The 19792-nt window shown below is 67.8% G+C and carries 16 protein-coding genes; 11 read left to right on the forward strand and 5 right to left on the reverse strand.

All coding sequences use genetic code 11. The annotated features are described in order from the left end of the window. Window positions 1–53 precede the first annotated feature (53 nt). The 9 genes from ACZ54P_RS09150 (at window position 54) to ACZ54P_RS09190 (ending at window position 8361) form a co-directional block, all read left to right on the forward strand. Window positions 54–1319, forward strand: coding sequence for an MCE family protein (locus ACZ54P_RS09150; protein ID WP_465461001.1), 1266 nt, complete (start codon window positions 54–56; stop codon window positions 1317–1319). Further along, the gene (locus tag ACZ54P_RS09155; RefSeq protein ID WP_465461002.1) at window positions 1316–2317 is read left to right on the forward strand and encodes an MCE family protein; all 1002 of its coding nucleotides are present in this window, start codon (window positions 1316–1318) and stop codon (window positions 2315–2317) included. Before ACZ54P_RS09150 ends, ACZ54P_RS09155 begins: the two co-directional genes overlap by 4 nt. Then, window positions 2314–3303 carry an MCE family protein gene (locus ACZ54P_RS09160; protein ID WP_465461003.1) on the forward strand — a complete coding sequence of 330 codons (990 nt, stop codon included), beginning with the start codon at window positions 2314–2316 and terminating at the stop codon, window positions 3301–3303. The genes ACZ54P_RS09155 and ACZ54P_RS09160 overlap by 4 nt, the downstream gene beginning before the upstream one ends. Continuing rightward, window positions 3300–4292 carry an MCE family protein gene (locus ACZ54P_RS09165; RefSeq protein WP_465461004.1) on the forward strand — a complete coding sequence of 331 codons (993 nt, stop codon included), beginning with the start codon at window positions 3300–3302 and terminating at the stop codon, window positions 4290–4292. The genes ACZ54P_RS09160 and ACZ54P_RS09165 overlap by 4 nt, the downstream gene beginning before the upstream one ends. Next, entirely contained in the window at window positions 4292–5347 is a 1056-nt protein-coding gene (locus ACZ54P_RS09170) for an MCE family protein (RefSeq protein WP_465461005.1), read from the forward strand. The genes ACZ54P_RS09165 and ACZ54P_RS09170 overlap by 1 nt, the downstream gene beginning before the upstream one ends. Further along, window positions 5347–6537 (forward strand): MCE family protein, encoded by a 1191-nt coding sequence (locus tag ACZ54P_RS09175; protein ID WP_465461006.1) that lies wholly within the window; start codon window positions 5347–5349, stop codon window positions 6535–6537. Before ACZ54P_RS09170 ends, ACZ54P_RS09175 begins: the two co-directional genes overlap by 1 nt. After that, on the forward strand, window positions 6522–7025 hold the full coding sequence (locus tag ACZ54P_RS09180; protein ID WP_465461007.1) for a hypothetical protein: 504 nt from the start codon (window positions 6522–6524) through the stop codon (window positions 7023–7025). Before ACZ54P_RS09175 ends, ACZ54P_RS09180 begins: the two co-directional genes overlap by 16 nt. Next, window positions 7022–7642 (forward strand): hypothetical protein, encoded by a 621-nt coding sequence (locus tag ACZ54P_RS09185; RefSeq protein ID WP_465461008.1) that lies wholly within the window; start codon window positions 7022–7024, stop codon window positions 7640–7642. Before ACZ54P_RS09180 ends, ACZ54P_RS09185 begins: the two co-directional genes overlap by 4 nt. A gap of 62 nt (window positions 7643–7704) precedes the next feature. Then, window positions 7705–8361, forward strand: a complete 657-nt coding sequence (locus tag ACZ54P_RS09190) for a hypothetical protein (RefSeq protein ID WP_465461009.1) — start codon at window positions 7705–7707, stop codon at window positions 8359–8361. Window positions 8362–8432: 71 nt separating this feature from the next. Here ACZ54P_RS09190 and ACZ54P_RS09195 read toward each other — a convergent pair whose 3' ends face one another. Then, window positions 8433–9353 (reverse strand): RCC1 domain-containing protein, encoded by a 921-nt coding sequence (locus ACZ54P_RS09195; protein WP_465461010.1) that lies wholly within the window; start codon window positions 9351–9353, stop codon window positions 8433–8435. A 346-nt stretch (window positions 9354–9699) separates the two neighbouring features. On the opposite strand from ACZ54P_RS09195, the gene ACZ54P_RS09200 reads away from it, so the two are divergent. Then, entirely contained in the window at window positions 9700–10326 is a 627-nt protein-coding gene (locus ACZ54P_RS09200) for a DUF6801 domain-containing protein (RefSeq protein WP_465461011.1), read from the forward strand. Window positions 10327–10395: 69 nt separating this feature from the next. Beyond that, complete coding sequence (locus ACZ54P_RS09205) at window positions 10396–11766, forward strand: DUF6801 domain-containing protein (protein ID WP_465461012.1); 1371 nt, start codon at window positions 10396–10398, stop codon at window positions 11764–11766. A 56-nt stretch (window positions 11767–11822) separates the two neighbouring features. Here the strand turns inward: ACZ54P_RS09205 and ACZ54P_RS09210 are convergent, their stop codons facing one another. From ACZ54P_RS09210 to ACZ54P_RS09225, 4 genes are read right to left on the reverse strand one after another with little or no spacing between them, the layout of a single operon-like run. Beyond that, the gene (locus tag ACZ54P_RS09210) at window positions 11823–13271 is read right to left on the reverse strand and encodes an AbfB domain-containing protein (RefSeq protein WP_465461013.1); all 1449 of its coding nucleotides are present in this window, start codon (window positions 13269–13271) and stop codon (window positions 11823–11825) included. 21 nt (window positions 13272–13292) lie between these two features. Beyond that, the gene (locus ACZ54P_RS09215; RefSeq protein ID WP_465461441.1) at window positions 13293–15287 is read right to left on the reverse strand and encodes an AbfB domain-containing protein; all 1995 of its coding nucleotides are present in this window, start codon (window positions 15285–15287) and stop codon (window positions 13293–13295) included. Window positions 15288–15337: 50 nt separating this feature from the next. Continuing rightward, window positions 15338–15736: a hypothetical protein gene (locus tag ACZ54P_RS09220; RefSeq protein WP_465461014.1), complete on the reverse strand. Its 399-nt coding sequence runs from the start codon at window positions 15734–15736 to the stop codon at window positions 15338–15340. Then, entirely contained in the window at window positions 15736–19758 is a 4023-nt protein-coding gene (locus ACZ54P_RS09225) for a nucleic acid/nucleotide deaminase domain-containing protein (RefSeq protein WP_465461015.1), read from the reverse strand. Before ACZ54P_RS09225 ends, ACZ54P_RS09220 begins: the two co-directional genes overlap by 1 nt. Window positions 19759–19792 lie beyond the last annotated feature (34 nt).

The raw sequence follows: 19792 nt of genomic DNA on the forward strand, positions 1-19792 counted from the left end.
TCAACACAGTGCCCGCTCATGCGACGCGAAGTGACCCCGTACGAGGAGGAGGCATGAGCCGGCGCGGGCTGCGCAAGGCCGGGGTCAGGACAGCCGGGGTGCTGTTCCTGGTGGTGATGTCCGCCCTCGTGCTGTTGTCGATCAAGATCTATCAGAAGGACTTCGTCGAATCCGTGCCGGTGACGCTGCAGGCGGACCGGGTCGGCAACCAGTTGCGCACGGGCGGGCAGGTCAAGGCGCGCGGCGTGGTGGTCGGCGAGATCCGCGACGTCCGCGCGACGCAGGGCGGCGCGGAGATCGACCTGGCCATGGAACCCGGCAAGGTCTCCCAGCTGCCGAAGAACGTGTCCGCGCTGCTCGTGCCGAAGACGCTGTTCGGCGAACGGTACGTGCAACTGTCCATTCCGGACGGCTCGAAGGCGGCGCCGCTCGCCGCCGGTGACGTGATCACGCAGGACCGCTCGGCCAACGCGATCGAACTGGAACGCGTCTTCGACAACCTGCTGCCGCTGCTCAAGGCGGTGCAGCCGCAGAAGCTCGCCACCACCTTGACCACCGTCGCCACCGCGCTGGAAGGCCGCGGCGACCAGATCGGCGACACCCTGGCCACCGCGGCCGACTACCTCCAGAAGTTCAACCCGAACCTCCCGAAGCTGAACGAGAACATCCGCGACCTCGCGACGGTTTCCCAGTTGTACGGCGACATCGCGCCGGATCTGCTCGACGCGCTGAGCGCCTCGGCGGTCACCCTCGACACCGTCCAGGAGAAACGAGCCGAACTGGCGACCGTCTACCAGCAGGTGACGTCGTCCTCCCAGCACGTCACGACGTTCCTCACCAACAACCGCGCCAACATCATCGCGCTCGCGGTCGACAGCCGGGCACCACTCGAGGTCGCCGCGAAGTATTCACCGAGTTTCGCCTGCACCTTGGACGCGCTGGCCAAGTTGAAGCCGCAGATGGACAAGGTCCTCGGCGCCGGCACCGACGAACCCGGCCTGCACGCGGAGATCACCATCAGCCAGCCGCGCGGGAAATACGTCCCTGGCAAGGACGACCCGGTCTACAACGCCACCGGCGAACCCCGCTGCTATCCCTCGAACGGCCTGATGGGCCAGGGAATCGAGACGACCGGCACGGGACGCGCCGCGCTCCCTGGCGTGCAAGGTGACCTCGGCCTCGCGAACTCGCCGCAGGAGCGGGAACTGATTTCCACGCTCGTCGCGCCGTCGGTCGGTGTCCCGGCCGATCAGGTTCCCGCCTGGGGCAGCGTGCTCGTCGGGCCCCTCTACCGGGGCACGGAGGTGACCCTGCGATGAGGAACTTCGTGAGCCCGCTGATCAAGGGGCTGATCTTCGTCCTAGTCACGACGCTGGCCACGGTGCTGCTGGCGGTGTCCATCACGAACACCGGCCTCGGCGACACCAGGACCTACAGCGCGAAATTCCTCGACGCGACGTCGTTGAACGTCGGCGACGACGTCCGGATCTCCGGGGTGCGGGTCGGCCAGATCGAGAAACTCGAAATCGCCGACCACACCTACGCGCGTATCAAGTTCTCCCTCGACTCCGAGCGCAGGCTGCCCGCCGACGTGAGCGCCGTCATCAAGTACCGCAACATGGTCGGCCAGCGCTACATCGCACTCGAACGCGGCAAGGGGACGGGCGGGCTCCTGGAGCCCGGAGCCGAGATCCCGCTGGAGCGCACCACTCCCGCGCTGGACCTCACGGAGTTGTTCAACGGCTTCAAACCGCTGTTCCAGGCATTGTCGCCGAAGGACGTCAACCAGCTCTCCGGCGAGATCGTCCAGGTGCTGCAAGGTGAGGGCGGCACCGTGGAAAGCCTGCTGGCACACACGGGTTCACTGACCACCACGCTCGCCGGACGCGACAAGGTGATCGGTGACGTGATCACGAACCTGAACACGGTGCTGAAGACCATCAACGGCAAAGGCGACGCGCTGGCCACCCTGGTCTCCACGCTGCGGGAACTGGTCTCCGGGCTGGCCGGTGACCGCGCCGAGATCGGGGAAGCGGTCTCCGGCCTCGCCGAACTCACCACCGCCACGGCCGGGCTGCTCGAGCAGGGCAGGCAGCCCCTCAAGGACAGCATCAACGGACTCGGTCTGCTCTCGGGACAACTCGTGAAGGGCAAGGACGACGTCGAGCAGTCCCTCACCGTGCTCCCGAAGAAACTGAACGAACTGGGGCGGATCAGCTCCTACGGATCCTGGATGAACTTCTACCTGTGCTCGGCCGTGCTCCGGAGCACCCCTCCCCGCGGGGTACCGGCGACGGCGGAGAGGTGCACGTCGTGAAACCCTTCAAGGAACGGAACCCGATCGTCATCGGTCTCGTCGGCAGCGCCGTCGCGGCCGGGCTGCTGGTCGCGACGCTGAACTACGAGAATCTCCCGATCATCGGCGCCGGGACCACGTACCAGGCCGAATTCTCCGAAGCGGCCGGATTGCAGGCCGACGACGAGGTACGCATCGCCGGGATCAAGGTCGGCGAGGTGAGCGCCGTCGAGCTGGCCGAAGACCACGTGCTGGTCAGTTTCCGGGTCAAGGACGCGTGGGTCGGCGACAAGACCGCCGCCGAGATCAAGATCAAGACCCTGCTGGGCCGGAAGTTCCTCTCGTTGCGCCCGACCGGCGAGACGGTGCAGAACCCGAAGCAGATCATCCCGCGCACCCGGACCGTCACCCCCTACGACGTCACCGAGGCGTTCAACGGGCTGGCCGACACCGCCGGCGCGATCGACACCGGCCAGCTCGCGGAAAGCTTCACCACGCTCAGCGACACGTTCAAGAACTCGCCGGAGCACATCCGGAAGGCACTCGACGGGCTGACGTCGCTGTCGAAGACCGTGTCGTCACGGGACAACGAACTCGCCAGCCTGCTGTCCAACGCGCACGGCCTCACCACGACGCTCGCGAATTCGAACGACGACTTCGCCAAGCTCCTCGCGGACGGCAACCTCCTGCTGACCGAATTGGACAACCGGCGGCAGGCGATCCACGACCTGCTGACCGGCTCGCAGGACCTCGCCACCCAGCTCTCGGGCCTGGTGGCGGACAACAAGGACCAGCTCGGCGGCGCGCTCGGCCAGCTCGGAGAGGTGACCGACATCCTTCAGCGGCAGAACGACAATCTCGCCAAGAGCCTCGAACTCGCCGGACCGTACTTCCGCGTGGTGAACAATTCGCTCGGCAACGGCCGCTGGGTGGACGGCTACCTGTGCGGGCTCGTCGCGGAGAACCGGGACCCGTGCACCCCGAAGCTGCCGGGAGGTGGCCGATGATCAGCAGGTTCGTCACCCTCGCGCTCGTACTGGCCTTGGTCGTCGTCGGCGGCCTCTGGTGGATCTTCTCCGGCAGCGGGCTCGACCGCGTCACCGTGTACTTCTCGCGCGCGGTCGGTGTCTACAGTGGATCGGACGTCCGGGTGCTCGGCGTCCGCGTCGGCCAGGTCGAATCGGTGACCCCGGAAGGGGAACGGGTCAAGGTCGTCCTGACGGTCGAGGGTTCGACACCGATCGCGGCCGACTCGGGCGTCCTGGTCGTCGCACCGAGCGTGGTGGCCGACCGGTACGTCCAGTTCACCAAACTCACCCGCACCGGGAACCGGCTGGACGACGGCGCGGTGATCCCGGTCGAGCGCACCGGGACGCCGGTGGAACTCGACCAGCTCTACTCCAGCCTCGACACCCTCGCCAAGGCACTCGGTCCCCAGGGCGCCAACGCCGACGGCGCGCTTTCGGAACTGCTTCGCACCGGTGCGAAGAACCTGCAGGGCAACGGCAAACCGTTCAACGAGTCCGTGCGCAACTTCGCCGACCTCGCCAGGACCCTGTCCGGGAACTCGGAGAGCCTGTTCGCCACCGTCGACGAACTGCAGCGGTTCACCTCGATGCTGGCGACCAACGACCGGAACGTCAGCGAGATCAACCGGCAGCTGGCCTCGGTGACCGGCACCCTCGCCCAGAACAAGGACGAACTCGCCAAGGCCTTGACCGGTCTCGGCAGTGCGCTGGCCGACATCCAGCAGTTCATCCGCGACAACCGCGCGCTGATCAAGTCCAATGTGGACAAGCTCGCGGTGACCACCGGGACGCTGGTCGACAAACGCGCCGCGCTGGCCGAAACCCTCGACACCATCCCGCTGGCGGTGACGAACGTGCTCGAAGCCGTCGACCCGAAGACCGGGAAGCTGCAAAGCCGCGGCAACCTGCTCGAATACGCCCCGCTTCCGCTGCCGGTCGCCGGCGACACCTACACCGGGGGGCGCTGATGGCCACGAAACGGTCGATCGCCGTCCTCGCCGCGTGCTGCGTCGCGCTCACCGGCTGTTCCTCCGACTTCAAGGGCGTCTACGACCTGCCGCTCCCCGGCGGCGCGGACATCGGCGACCATCCGTACCGGGTGACCGTGCAGTTCGCCGACGTCCTCGACCTGGTCCCCCAGGCCGCGGTGAAGGTGGGTGACGTCCCGGTCGGCCGGGTCGAGACGATCAAGCTCGGCGAGGACGGCTGGACGGCCGAAACCGTACTGGCGGTCAACGGCGACGTCCACCTGCCGGCCAACGCCATCGCGCGGCTGCGGCAATCCAGCCTCCTCGGTGAGAAGTTCATCGAACTCGCGCCGAGTGCGACGAAGGCGGAAGGCAGGCTCGGCGACGGCGCGGTGATCCCCGTCGCGAACACGAACCGCAACCCGGAGTTCGAGGAGGTCTTCGGCGCGCTTTCCCTGCTGCTCAACGGCGGCGGGATCGGCCAGCTGCAGACCATCAACCGCGAGCTGTCGAAGGTGATGGACGGCAACGAGGAGGAGATCCGCTCGTTCCTGTCCACTGTGGAGCAACTGGTGGCCAACCTGGACTCGCACCGCTCCGACATCACCTCGGCGCTCGACGGGCTCAACCGGCTGTCGGCGACACTGGCCAACCGGAAGACGCAGGTCGAGGGCGCCCTCACCGACCTCACCCCCGGCCTCAAGAGCCTGTCGGAACAGCGCACCCAGCTGGTCTCCATGCTGCAGGCGCTGGACCGGCTTTCCGGCGTCGGCGTCGACGTGATCAAGAAGAGCCGGGACGACCTCGTCGCGGATCTGACCGCGCTCGCACCGATCCTCAAGCGGCTGGCCGACGCGGGACAGAGCCTGCCCCAGTCGCTGGAGATCCTGCCGACGTTCCCGTTCACCGACGCCGTCCTCGACGGGATCAAGGGCGACTACCTGAACGTCTACGCCTCGATGATCCCCGCGCCGGGCGTCGAACTCCCGCCCCCGGGCGAAGGCGTCCCCCCAGGACTTCCGACACTGCCGCTACCGCCCACCGGAGGTAGCTGATGCTCACCATCCGTGTCCGGATCCAGGTGATCGCCTTCGTCATCATCGCGCTCGCGACGACGGCGTTCGTCGGAGCCAGCTACGCGGGGCTCGACCGGCTTTTCGGTGCGAGCGGGTACACCGTGAAGCTCGCGCTGACCGACGGCGGCGGGCTGTTCACCAACGGCGAGGTGACCTACCGCGGCGTCGCCGTCGGCCGGGTCGGCGACCTGCGGCTCACCGACGGCGGGATGGAGGCGGATCTGCTGATCGACGATGACGCACCGCCGATCCCGGCGAACTCACGCGCCGTCGTGGCGAACCGGTCCGCGGTCGGCGAGCAGTTCGTCGACCTGCAGCCGCGCACCGGGGACGGACCGTTCCTCGCCGAGGGTTCGGTCATCCCCCGGGAGGCGACGACCGTTCCGCTTCCGGTGCAGCATCTGCTGACCGACCTGAATTCGCTGACCGCGTCCGTGCCGACCGAGGACCTGCGGACCGTGGTCGACGAACTCGACAACGCCCTGCGCGGTTCCGGCGCGAACCTCCAGGTGCTGCTGGACTCCACCACCGACTTCACCAAGCAGGCCGCGAATCACCTGCCGCAGACGGAGAAACTGCTCACCGACGGCTCCACCGTGCTGAAGACCCAGGTCGACTCTTCACAGGCTTGGCGGCAGTTCAGCGACAACGCCAAGCAGTTCGCCGAGCAACTTTCCCGTTCGGACGGTGACCTCCGCAAGCTGATCGCGACCGCGCCCGGGGCGGCGACGCAGCTTTCCGAGCTGCTGCGGGACAACGAACCCGGGTTGCCGATCCTGCTGGCGAACCTGCTCACCACCTCGCACGTGTTCTCCGCCCGCACCGACGGCCTCCGGCAACTACTGATCAACACCCCGAAGGCGGTCTCCGCGGTCGACACGGCGGTCGACGAAACCGGGAAGATCGGGCTGGTACTGACCTTTTTCGACCCGATGCCGTGCACCAAGGGCTACGGGGACACGACCGTCCGCGGCAGCCGGGAACTTTCGGCGCTGCCGTTCAACACCGGTGCCGCGTGCACGCTCGACAAGGGCGACCCGAGTTCGGTCCGCGGCTCGCAAAACGCGCCGAAGGGCGGCGTACCGCCCGCCGCCGTCCCCGGCGGATTCGGCGTCGACGGCCAGCCGACGTCCACCAGCCTCGAGGAGATGTTGTGGCTGCGCAACTGAAGATCGCGATCGCCGTGCTCGCCGCGGCCTGCGCGTTCACCGGATGGGCCGGATACACCTGGTTCACCGCGACGGGTTCGGAGGCCGTGACCTATGGAAGCTCGCGCGACGACGCGCTGAAGACCGGCCGTGAACTCGTCGCCCGGCTGACCAGCCTCGACCACCACCGCGTCGACCAGGGCATCGCCGACTGGCTCGCCGCGTCGACCGGTCCGCTGCGCGATCAGCTCGGCAGGACCGACGACGCGACGAAGCAGACACTGGCCAAGGACGCGACGGTGTCGACCGGCAAGGTGCTCGACGCGGCGATCAGTGAACTGGACGAGCACGCGGGAACGGCCAAGATGCTGGCTTCGGTGGAGATCACCATGGCCAAGGAGGGCGCGGCGCCGACGACGAAGCGCAACCGGTTCGCCGCCGGGCTGACCAGGACCGCCGAAGGCTGGAAACTCAGCGCGCTCGACCAGCTTCCGGTGGGTGCGCGATGACCGCCACGGCCGACACCGACGCCCATGCCGAACCCGGGACCGAGCCGGAGGTCACGGCCGAATCCGAACCCGCCCCCGACGAGACCGCCGAAGAGACCACCGGGAAGCCGTCCCGGCGGCCGAAGTCGCCGCTGATCCTGCTGGTCGCGGCGGCGGTGCTGGTGGCGGCGGGAGTGTGGTTCACGCTGGAGGCGAGGTCGATCTCGGCGGCGCCGTCGGCGGCCAACACCGCGCTCACCGACGTCGGCGCGACAGCCGAGGTGAACTCCGCGGTGACGGTGGCGCTCGACAAGATCTTCTCCTATTCCTATGACCGGACCGAGAGCACCGAAAAGGCGGCCGCTTCGGTGCTGAGAGGTAAGGCGCTGGAGTCGTACAACCAGCTGTTCGCCCAAGTCAGGGAAAAGGCTCCAGCGCAGAAACTGATTCTCACCACCCGCGTCTCCTCATCCGCTGTCCAGGAACTCGGCGACGGTAAAGCCCGGCTGCTGGTATTCCTCGATCAAGCGGCGACGCGGGCCGACAACAATTCATCGACGACGGCCGCCGCGCAGCTTTCGGTCACCGCCGAACGCGAAGGCGAGAGCTGGGTCATCACCGACCTCATTCCCCGGTGACAAACCGGTCGTTCCTCATTTGGTCCGCAGTACAAAACAGGAGAGAAAACGAGGAGAAACCCATGTTCGGTCGAACGCGCCCGAAAACCGCCCGCCGCCGTCTCGGCACGGTCGTCGCACTCACCTCCGCGCTCGCCATGGCTGGCAGCCTCGCCGCCACCCCCGCCCTCGCGGACGACCCGGTGGAGATCCCGGTGTCCTACACCGTCACCGGGAAGACCACGGTGAAGAAGACCGGCGGCACCCTCGACCTCGGCCCCGGCCAGCTCGACGGCGCCCTCGTCATCGACGGTGACAACGTCGGGATCCGAGGCAACCTGTCCCTGCCGCCCTCGACGGCGAACATCTCGCTGGTCTCGGGGGTCTTCAAGATCAAGGCCAGGGTGCGGATCGAGCCGACCGGCCCGGTCACCGGCACGCTGGCCAACGGCGACCTGACCACCCGTTCGCAGGCGAACATGCTGATCGACAACATCGTCGTCGGCCTGTTCTGGCCGGTCGTCCCGCTGCCGACGGCGCCGAGCGCCTGCAAGACGGTCAAGCCGCTCGACCTGACCCTGGTGTCGAAGAACGTCGACCTGTTCGCGCCGACCATCCCGTCGTCGGGCGTGTTCACCATCCCCGAGTTCAAGGACTGCTTCATCAACGATCTGGCGCTGGGAGCGTTGATCTCCGGTCCGGGCAACACGATCAACCTGAGCATGAAGTCCAACCTCTGACGGCTTAGGACTCGTGAGTGGTAATGACGGTTCTAACCGTCATTACCACTCACGAGACCGACCTCGCCGCCTCAGCAGAACGTCGGCGCGGTCGGATCGACCAGCGCGACGCCGGTGCTGTCACCTGCGGAAACAGCGTAGACCGGAGCGCAGACCCCGGAGAATTTCCAGAAGTCGGTCGGCGGTTCCGTGCTGGTGTCCCGGCTTTCCTGCTTCACGTTGGAGCCCCAGGCGAAGACGGTTCCATCGGATTTCAGCGCGACGTTGTGGTTGAAACCGGCGTCGATGGCGACGACGTCGGACTGGGCCTCCAACGGGACCGTGGCCTGGCCGTAGCCGTTGTCACCCCAGGCGATCACACCGCCGTTCTTCAGCGCGATGCTGTGCCGGAGCCCGGCCGAGATCGCGCTGACCCCGGACGCCGCCGCCGCGGGCACCGTGATCTGGCCCTTCCCGTTGCCACCCCACCCGATCACGCCACCGTTCTTCAGCGCGAGCCCGTGATCCCCACCGGCCGAGATCGCCGTGACACCGGAAGAGACCGTCGCGGGGACCACGCTTCGGGACCCCCAGCTCACCACGCTGCCGTTGGTCTTGAGCGCCAGGTTGAAATAAGCGCTCGTCGAGATCGCCTTGACGCCCGAGGTGGCGGCGGCAGGCACCACGTTCTGGCCGTAAAAGCCGTTGCCCCAGGCGATCACGCCCCCGTTCTTGAGGGCCAGTTCGTGCGCCCAGCCCGCGGCGATCGCCGACACCCCGGAGGTGGCCGCGGCAGGGACGTCGGTCTGCTGGTAGCTGTTGTTGCCCCAGGCGATCACGCCCCCGTCCTTGAGGGCCAGATGAGTGAGCGCACCCGCCGACACGGCGCTCGCGCCGAGCGCCGAGGCCGGCACGCTGCCCTGCCCCTGCGCGTAGTCGTTGCTTCCCCAAGGCCGCGGTTCACCGGTGGGCGCGGCATGGGCGATATCGGAAAGAGAAAGCGTGGCGATCATTACGGCTATCGCGGTAGTCGTCACGCGCCGTGTCGCGGATAGTCCATTGACTGAAGCCATGCGACGAATGTTAACCGGGTTCCGCCGATCAGCCCCGTCTTTGTCACCGCCGGACAAACTTCATAATCCAATTCAGCGGCCACTGACAAGAAATAACTGGGCCCTCACCCACCCAGAAACATGTCGACATGAATCCTTGTTACGTACATAACTCGCGGGTAACCTCGGTTTACCCCACCACCGAGATAACCCGCTCAAGTCGAGCATATTTGATCAGAAAAATCCGCCGAAAGGCGCATGGGGAAAGCCGTCCGAGACGTAAACTGGATCAAAGGAGATGACAGGTATGTCCCGCAGACTCGGCAAGTTGTCAGCAGGCGTCGCCACCACCGGCATCGTGTTCGGCGCGGTCGCCGTGCTCACCGCCGGCACGGCCGCGGCCGCGACCAACTACGCCACCGGCACCGTCGCTTACATGTGCAACTTCCCTGGCATCGGCCAGCAGCAGCTGGACGTGAAGGCGAACTTCACCGGGCCGGACTCGGTCCCCTCCGGCGGTACCGCCACTCCGACGGGCGTCGGCGGCACGGCGACGATCAACGCGACCATCAACGCGCTGCTCAACGCCGCCAACTACGACGGTGTCCGCGGCAAGGCCAACATGCCGATCACCGCCACCAACGCCACGCCGGCGTCGGCGACGGTGTCCAACCTGAACGTTCCGACCCAGATCAACCCGTACGTGCCCGGCCCCCGGAGCTTCAACATCGTCCAGGACGCCGGCACGGTCGTTCCGACGCTGACCGCCGGCGCTCCCGGTTCGAGCGTGATCTCCCTCGGCACCACGATCAACGCGCCGCTGGACTTCCACAAGAAGGACGGCAGCTGGACCGCGTGGAACTTCAACTGCACCGTGAAGAACACCAACCCGCCGCAGAACCGCGCGTTCAGCCCGGCGATCCCGATCACCTGATGAACCATCCGTGCGGGGCGGGGACGCCCGTCCCGCACGGTCTCCACGTGGGACACGAGAGGAAATCGCATGACACAGCAGGTCCGCCGGATGCTCGGGAGGGTTCCCGTGATCGCGGGCGTGATCCTGCTGGCCGGTGTGAACGGCACGCTGACCGGCTCGGCGGCGACCGATCCGGCCGACAAACCCGCACCGCCGCTTCAGGGCGCCGAACCGGCGCACAAAAGCCTGGCGAACACCTGCGTCTTCCCGGATCCGGTCGGCGAACGGCCGGTGACAGTGGACACCAAAGCCACCCTGCCGAAGGTCGTCGGCACCGGAAAGCCCATACAGATCAAGGACTTCTCCCTCACCTTCGTGATACCCGCCGGCGCGTTGGGGGAGGTGGCCGAGGTCGAAGGCGCCGCCACCGTCGAGCTCACGGCGGCACGCGAGGACAAGCGGACCCCGGTCCCGGTCACCCTCACGATCCCGACGACCAAGGTGTCCGCCACCGGCGACGTGAGCCTGGTCGCGACGGGCAAGGTCCCCGACATCGTGATGAGCGTCGAGGGCGAGCTCCAGGTGTCCACCGGCGCGCCTTCCCTGGCGCTGACGGTCCCGGCCGCCGGAACCCCGCTCAAGACCATCACCTGCGTCCAAGCTCCTGGCCAGGATCCGACGCTCGGCAGCGTCGCGCTGCTGCCGTTGAAGCCGGTCGAAAAGCCGACCGGGAAGCCGGGTGAGCGGAAGCCGCGGGATACGGTCCGTGCCGCGGCCGACCCGCCGGACCCGAACATCATCGTCATCCCGCTGCTCCCGTTCGAATTGGTCAACACGGCCACGATCGGCAAGATTGGCGCGGTCGCCAGGCTGAAGCCGGGGTTCATGTTCAACGCGATCTGGACCGTCTACCTCGACCGGACGACGAGCGAGATCAGCGGCACGGCGCTCCAGCCACCGAGCAAGCTGAATCTCCTCGGCTTCGGCTTCCTGCCGATCACCGGGACGATGGAACTGCTCCCTATCGATTACCGCACCGGGAACACCCTCATCGACGCCGCCGGAACCGTGATTTCGGAACCCGACGGCAGCTCGACCGCGACCGTCCGGGTCCAGGGCTACGGCAAGCTCAGCAACTTCACCGTCAACGGCGTCGACCTCGGCGTCGGGGACAACTGCGTGACGGCGGAACCCTTGGAGCTGAATCTTCGAGGAACGAAGTACGACACGGCATACGGCGGTGTCCTGCGGACCGACCCCGACTCGCCAGACCCCCTGTACCGGGGATTCACCCTTCCCAGGTTCGCCGGCTGCGGTGTCAAAGAGAACCTCGACTCGCTGCTGAGCGGCATGTCCTCAGGACCGGGGAACCAGGTTTGCTTCGGTGTCAACCAGGTCGGTCTCCCCCGGACACCCGAACGCGAGTGCCCCAACGCGACACCGCCCGCCGGACGCTGACCACAAAGGACCCCCGTGCTTCACGAACGAAGCACGGGGGTCCTTTGTGGTCTCGGTCAGGAGGGCGGGCCCGGCTGCCAGACGACGTCCGTGGCGAAGCCGGTCGCGGTGTCGTGGCCGTCCTGTCCACTCGAGTTCGCGGCCCACACCTGAGTCCGGTACTGCCGCATCAGCCGCCCACGAAGACTGAAGGATTCGAGGGACACTCCGGTGGCGCTCGCGGGAGTCTTCGTGCACCAGGTCGCGTCCGCCCCGAACTGATCGGTCCCGTCCGAGGGAGCGATGATCACCCGCTTGCCCAGCTGCCGCAGGTAGTGCTCCGGATACGCGACCGACTCGAACGAATGGCAGGTGGCGTCGGCCTTGCCGGGCACGATCCGCCATGACGCGTCGCCGCCCCCGTCCGGCGACACCACGGCGTCGGTGAGACCGCGCAGGTACCCATTTTGGACTTCCTGGCTCTGTGAACGGATCGTCTGGACCAGGGCCGTGTCTTCGTACTGCCCGAGACGCAGGAACTGCGCGACATCGTCGTCGGTTCCGGCCAGCGCCTCGTTCGCGCCCGCCACCAGCGCCGGGTGAACCCGGCTTTGCTCCGCTCGTGTCCGCAGTTCGAACAGAAGTCGCCGGTCGCTCTGTCCCTTCTTCCGCGTCCAGTTGAGCCAGTCCGTGAAGTTCGCCGAATGGATACCGGTGGTGACGTACGCGAGCAGCTTCGCGTTATCGCCCGAACGCAGGGCGCGTTCGGCGGCGGCGCGCACCTCGGTGCCCTCCTTCGCGGCCTGCCACAGATCCAGGACGAAGTTGACGTCCGGTTGCACGAGCTGCCCAGGTGTCGGCTCCACCGCCACCACGGCGGCGGCCCGGATCCTGGCGTCCCGCGCGGCGCGAGCGGCCTTCTGTGCCGCGTCGGCCTGTTCATCGGCGTCGATGATGTCCTGCTGGTCGGCCGCCCGAGCGGTGAAGATCCCCGTGAGGATGAAGTCCTTCAGCTCGGCCGCCGTGCCGCGGTGGGCCGCGAGCGCCGCTGCTTTCACTTTCGGCCCGGAAGCCTTCTCCCACATGGCGAACGCGAATTCCCGGTCACTCTGGATAAGCAGTATCTGCGACGCCTCGACGCCGTTGACCATCGCCGCCCGCTGTTTGGCCTCGCGTGCCACGCGCGCGGCGGCGTCATCACGCAGGATCCGTGCCTGGTCACGAGCGTTGGCCTCGCGGACGCCGGTCTTGATCCATTGTGTCCACTCGAGCTCGACCCCGGCGTAGGCGAGCTCGGCCGAAGCACGGACCTCTATCCCGGTAGCCCGCTGCCAGATCGCGAACACGAAGTTGCGATCGGTCAGTATCAGCAGGTCAGGCGTCGCCACCAGGCCGATCTCCTGTGCCGCACGGAGCTTGTCCTCCTGGGTGGCGGACCGCGGCTCGGCAGCGGCCACGGCCCCGTCGGGAACCGCGGCGGCGGGTGTCATCGTCGCTCCCAGAGCCACGGCGACGATCGCTGTCACCAACAAGAACCTTCCACGCATTCAAGCTCCCATGTAGACGGTCGTGACACCTGTCGTGGTGTCGTGGTCGATGCGGCCGCGTTCGAACGTGCTCCGGCGGCCGCCGGGAATAGCGGTCTCGTCGCCGGTCGGATAGCCGAGGGTGGACTTCTCTCCTCCGATCGAGAGCCACTTGGCGCGGATGGGGCCCAGCACGGCGTACGCGCCGGTCCGGTCGATCGAATAGATCGAGCCGCCACCCGCGAAGTTCACGAAGCGGCCGCCCTTGTCGGAAGTGCAGGCTTCCCCGCCGAGCGGTACACCGAGGACGCGATGCCCACCGAGCCGCAAATAGGCCGCGAGGATCTCCGGGGACGCACACGTCGTACCCCTGCCGGTGGTCAAGGTCTGCACGCCGGTCGGCTGGCTCCAATAGCTGCGGAACGCGAGGGCACCCGGATTCGAACGCCGCTGGAAATCCCGGTGGCGCACCGTACCTTCGACGATCTCGGGTCCGAGCGGTGAGACCATCAGGTCGGTGTAGGGGTCGTAGTCAGGCAGGTACTTGTTGAGCCAGTTGACGGTGATGGCGGTGGAATCGGGGTTCGGATCGGTCACCCACCAGTAGAACTCGTTGCCCATCCCCGCCCGTCCGTCGGATCCACGGGTGAGGAAGTCGGCGCCGCCACGCAAGGTCACCCCGGCCCCGGGCAAAATGGTGTCCCCGCACCAGGTCGCGTCCCAGTCGAATCCGACGGTCCCGTTCGCGGGCAGGACCCCGACCTTCGTCTTCGTGCCATCGTGGTACCTGGCCAGGTAGTGATTCGGTTTCGTCACCGATTCGAGCGAGTTGCACTCGGGATTCCCGAGTCCCGACACGACTCGCCAAGTCGCGTCCGCCCCCTCGCCCTGCGCCGGCTCCGCGGCTCCCGCGCTGACGACCAAGCCACCGACGGTGTCGCGAAGGTACTGGCCGGCGATGTTGCCGTTGATCGCGTTCCGGCTGAACGACTGCGTCAGCACCTCGTGCCGGCCGGAGTCGAGAAAGCTCAGGACGGCGTCGACGCCTTCCGCGAGCGCCCGCTCCGCCGCCCGGGCCAGCCTCGGTTGGATCCCGTTCGTCACCGCCTTGGTCCAAATCTCTTCGACCAGTACCCGGTCCGCCGCCGCCTTCTGTGCGAGCACGGCGGCGACATCACGCCAGTTGGCCTCGTAGACGCCGGTGTCGATGAATCGCTTCCAATCCGCCCGGACGCGACTGCGTAGAGCCGTCACGGCGGCCTTCTCGATCTCGCTGCCCGGCCGCGCGCCGTCCGCGATCACGCGCAGGACGTCATCGTCGGGCAAGCCGGTGATTTCCGGCGTCGGCAGTACCCGCACCACCACCACCGCCCGTCCTCGAGCCGCTTCGGCGGCGGCGCGGATCTTCTCCGCCTCGGACGCGGCTTCGTCGGCGTCGATGGCGTCCTGCTGGTCCCGTGCGTGCGCGACGCGAAGACCGTTGGCGATGAACTCCTTCCGTTCGGCGGCCGAAGCGCCGAACGCGGCCAACGCCGCCGCCTTGACCCTCGGGCCGGTGGCCCGCTGGACGACCACGTAGATGAAGTCGCGATCACTTTGGATCAGCAACTCCGAATCGGGTGGGATACCGACGAGGATCGCGGCCGACTCCTTGGCCTCCCTGGCGATCCGCGCCGCTTCGGCATCCCGTATCTGTTGTGCCTGATCTCTCGCGTTGGCGGTGAGGACTCCGTTCTTGATCCAGTCCGTGCACGCGAGATCCGTCCCCCCGAAAGCGAGCTCCGCCGACGCTCGCACCTCGGGTCCGGTCGCCTGCCGCCAGAGTGCGATGACGAACTCCTTGTCCCGGAGGAGCATCATCGCGTCGGTCGGGACGATCCCGAGGGTACGCGCTGCCCGCAGTTTCTCGGCTTCGCTCGAGACCGGCGGCAGTTCCGCCACCGCCGCGGACCGCGGCACGGGTGACGGTTCCGCGTGCGCGACCGGAACCGCCGTCGTGGCCACGACGATCATCACTGCGATCAAGACGGCACACAAGGGAACGCGGTCGCCTGGTTCTCTTTGTGTCACGGTACTTCCTCTTCCGGCTCGAGGATTTCGATTCCCGCCCAGTCCTCGTGCTCGTGGTGACGAGTGGTCAGACCGAACGCTTCGACGACCCGCACGAGCGCCTGGTCCATCGCTTCGTCCACCTGCCGGTAGCGCACGACGTCCGGATGGTCGCCGGCGCCGGCGACCACGTGCTCGTGGATCTGCCGGTGCCAGGCCACCGCCGAGTACCAGCCGACGTAGACACCAGGGGACGCCCGAAAATGGTCCACCTTCACCACGAACGCCCCGCCCGTCCACGGATCCTCTTCCCGCCGGACAGGCAACCCCGCCGTGCGCAAGTGGGTTTCGACCCGATCCGCGAATCGCCGTAGTCGGAGCTCGTGTTCTTCGTCGATGAATGTCCTGTCACGCATCAGGATCTCCTTTCATGGCGAGCGCTACCGACAGCAACTGCGAGCGGCACGGAAGGCGCCGGGCGACGCACCGGATACACCGGTTCGCCAGTGATGTCCTCGCCCTCGTCCGCCATCGCGAACAGGCCATGCCTCCTTCTCGCGTCGGCGATGAAATCCGCGAGTGATTTGTTGAGCAGCTTCCGGTCGCTCAGAGTTTTACCGTAAGGCAAGGTCCAGGAAACCTTCGCCTTCTCGGACAGTTCGCTCTTGAGGCGACCAGCGCATCTGTCACAAGGCGCTCGTTCCGAATAGAGTGCGTCGATCTTCTTCGGGGATATCCCAGCACGTTTGAGCTGATCGATAATGTCGTCCTCGGAATGGTAGCCCGGATTGCCATTCCGGCTGCTGACCCCGATCACGATGTTCGGGTACAGCCGATGGATCAGATCGCTCTCTCCCGGGAATCCTTCCACGTAGGCGACCGCGATGTTGCGATCGGATTCGTGCACCCCGAGGGCGTCACGCACCAGGAACGCGATGGTACTCAGGTAGTCACTGTCGTAACGCACCTCGCCGCAGGGGAAATCCATCGTCGCCGCGGAAGAGGCACGGGCCGGGCCACCCTCCGCGACCGACGCGCCACCCGTCACCGTGCCGAGGACGCTGAACCAGGTACAGAACTTCTTCAGCCTGCTGAGTATGGACAGCGCCTTTTCGGCGATCTTGGCGATACGCTCCGATTTGGCGATCCACTTGCCGATGTTGGTCACCACGGCGGCGATCGCCTTGACGATCTTGTCGCCTTTGAGGAACGGCAGGACAAGACCGACGATGTCGACGACGCTCCACAGGCAGGCACCGACATTGCCTTCCGAGAGGCAGGTCTTGATGTCGTTCCAGCCGATGTACTCCAGCAGGATCTCGGCCCCGATCCCGAAGAGGAATCCGGTGAGGTCCTCGCCGTTGAGACACTCGCGGGCGGCGGTCATGTACTCGTTGAAGACGACCAGGCCTTCCGGGTCTCCTTTGAGGATGTTGGCGTCCTCGACGGACAGTCCGGGCAGGCAGCCGGACGCGATGATGTTCTTCAGCACCCGCTGGTTCTCGTCCCGCTGCCGTTGTTCCTCCTCCGCCTGGTCCGCGGCCCGCTCGGCGGAGGCCGCCGCTTCGCGCGCTTGGAGCGCGGCAGCGGAAGTGTTCTCGGCGTGCTTCCGCGCGTTCGCCGCGGCAGTGGCCGCTTCCGCCGCGTATTGCTCGGCCTTGGTCGCGGCTTCACGGGCGGCTTTGGCGTCACGCTCGGCATTGTCGGCGGCACCACGGGCCGCCGCGGCCTGCCCCTCGGCGGCGTCGGCCGCCAGGCCCGCGATCGCTGCGTCGGCATTGGCGTCGTTCGCCCGTCGCCGGGCGGTCAAGGCATCGTTGTGCGCTTCACGGTCGAGGTTGTTCGCTTCTTCAGCGGCTTGCCTGGCGAACTTCGCCGACACGCTGGCGTCCGCGGCCGCGTCCTGTGCGCCCGCGGCGGACTGCGCGGCCTGGTATGCCGACTTCGCCGCGTTGGCCGCGGCTTGGAACGCCGCTTTGGTGTCCGCACCCGCCTGATCGGCCGCTTGCTGGGCCTGGGCGGCCGCCGTATTGGCCTCGTCGGCCCGGCTCTGCGCCGCGGCGGCCTGTTCCGATCCGACGGCCAAAGCCTGGGCGGCGACCTCGGCCACGAAGTCCGCGTCGAGGTCCGCACCGGTGAACGGCGCGACGACGACGATCGCGGTGTTGGCCGGATCGGTGATGGCGGACGACGAGGCCCGAGCGGCCAGCGCCGCCCTCGTGGCGTGGCCCGCCTGGGTCGCGGCCGATACCGCCTCCCCCCTCGACTCGGCCGCGCTTTCCCTCGCCCGGAAGGCGTTCACGGTCGCCAGCCGGGCTTGTTCCTGCGCCTGCTCGGCCAGTTGGACGGCGTTCCTCGCGTTCTGGGCGGCCTTGACCTCTTCCGCGGTGGCCGTGGCCGCCTCCGCGTTCGCCTTGGTCGCGGACACATGTGCGGCGGCGGCCTCGGATTCGGCCGTACTCGCGAAGGCCCCGGCGTTCGCCGCGTGTGCTTTGGCTTCGTCGGCCGCGGCACGGGACGCGGCCGCGGCGTGCGTGGCCTTGGTGGCGGCTTCCCGCGCCCTGGCCGCGGCGGCGGTCGCCTCGTTCGCCGCCTGCCTCGATTCTCGGGCCGAGGCGGCGGCGTTGTTCGCATCCAGTCTCGCCGCGTTGGCGGCCGCCCAAGCCGGCGCCTCCTGGTCGGTGCCGTGCGCGGCCGCTGCCGACGCTTCGAGCGCCTGTGCCCGCGCTTCCGCCGCGTCCGCGTCCCGTTGTGCCTGCCACGCCCTGTCACGAGCGGCGATCGCCAGTCCGGCGTCCTTCTCGGCGACGCGCTCGCATTCGGCCGCGATACCTTCCTGGATGAGAGCCCGTTCGAGATGGCCGGCCGCTTCCCGTTTCTTGGCCTCCGCTTCCCCTCGCGCCCGGCTGGCCTGTTCCGCGGCCCGGTCCGCCTCCACCCGGTACCGTGCGGCTTCGTCCCGCTGCCGTTCGGCTTCTTGCCTGGCGCTGGCGGCTCCTCGCGCTTCGATATCGGCCTGGTAGGCGGCTGTGCTCGCGTTGCCGGCGTGTCTCCTGGCCTCGTCGCGAGCTTGGTCGGCCGCCTGTCGGGCGGCTTCGGCGCGGTCGGCCGCGTCGCGCGCGGCCTCGGCCTGCCGCGCCGCGGCGGACGCCAACGAGGCCGCCGAACGTGCGTGCTCGTCGGCGTGTGCCCGCCATCGCCGGGCTTCCTCGGCTCGTGCCACGGCCTCGTCCTGACGCCCGATGGCGGCATCGGTGGCCATGGTCGCGTCGATGGCGTGCCGCGCGGTCTGCATGGCCAGCACCGCCGCCTTCGCGGCCTCGTCCATCCCCCTGGCCATCTGCGCCCAATCGGCACCGTAAGGAAGGCCGACCTCGATCAGGATGTTCGCCTCCGCGGTCGCGGCCACGGCCGCGTTGCGCGTCTTGCCCGCCGCCTGTTCCCCGAATCCCAGCTGGCGGGCGACCTCCTGCTGTACCAGGCTGAAGGATCCCGGGGAGTGGTTCCCGCCCGCGGTGTTGGCGACCAGGATCTGGGCGGCTTGCCGAGCCGCGGTACCCGCCGAGACGAGCGCGTTAGCCGTACTCTGCAGTGCTCTGATGCCTTGGCCGTGCGCGACCAAGAGGTTCCGTCGGGCGGTCGAAGCGCGGGCGGCACGCTGGGCGAGTTCACTCGCGGCCTCCGCCGCCTTGTTCCGTTCTTCGAGGTCCTTCAGGTATTGCTCGCGCGCGGCAGCGTCTCGTTTCGCGGCGTCGACGTAGCCGCCGTTGAGGAATCCGGCGATCGCGGCATCACCCGCGGCCAGAGCCTCCTGGGCGGCACGCTTCACCTCAGGACCCGCCGAGCCGATCAGCGCCAGGACCCGAGTGCGGAGTTCGTCCGCGCGCGCCTGGGTCGCGCGGTGGGCCCTTTCGTCCCGATCGGTGGCGATCACGCGCCCGTAGTCGAGGAACGCGGCGCGATCCGCCGCGGACCCGGCCAGCACCCGTTCGACCTCGCCGTTGAAGATCGGCCCGCCAGTGCCCCTGAGATCCAGGATCGTTTCCCTGTCACGCCTGGCCGTTTCGTCACGGCGGGCTTGGGCGCGCTGCTGCGCTTCGACCTCGCCGGTGTCGAGGAACTCCATGAGTGCTTCCTCGGTCCCGGCGTCCAGCGCCGCCTGAGCGGCTTCACGGACCTCGGGCTCCTCGGACAGGTGGGCGATGTCGACGATCAGCTTCCACAAGCGGGGGTCGATCGCCTCGCCAAGGCCGCTCTCGCCGTCCCAGCCCGGGTACTCCGTCTTCGGGATGGGACGGCCGTTCGCTGGGTCTTCGCTCGAGGCCGCCGCGGATGACCGAGGCGGGGGCGCCACCGCGAGCGCTTCCCCGTGTCCCCCGAGCAATACGGTGAAAACGACGAAGAGGGCCAGGGTTCTCAGGCCTGATGCACAGGACATCGTCTTACGCCCTCCTGCGGAAGTCGTTGGAAGA

The organism is Amycolatopsis sp. NPDC034160, from assembly GCF_055575355.1.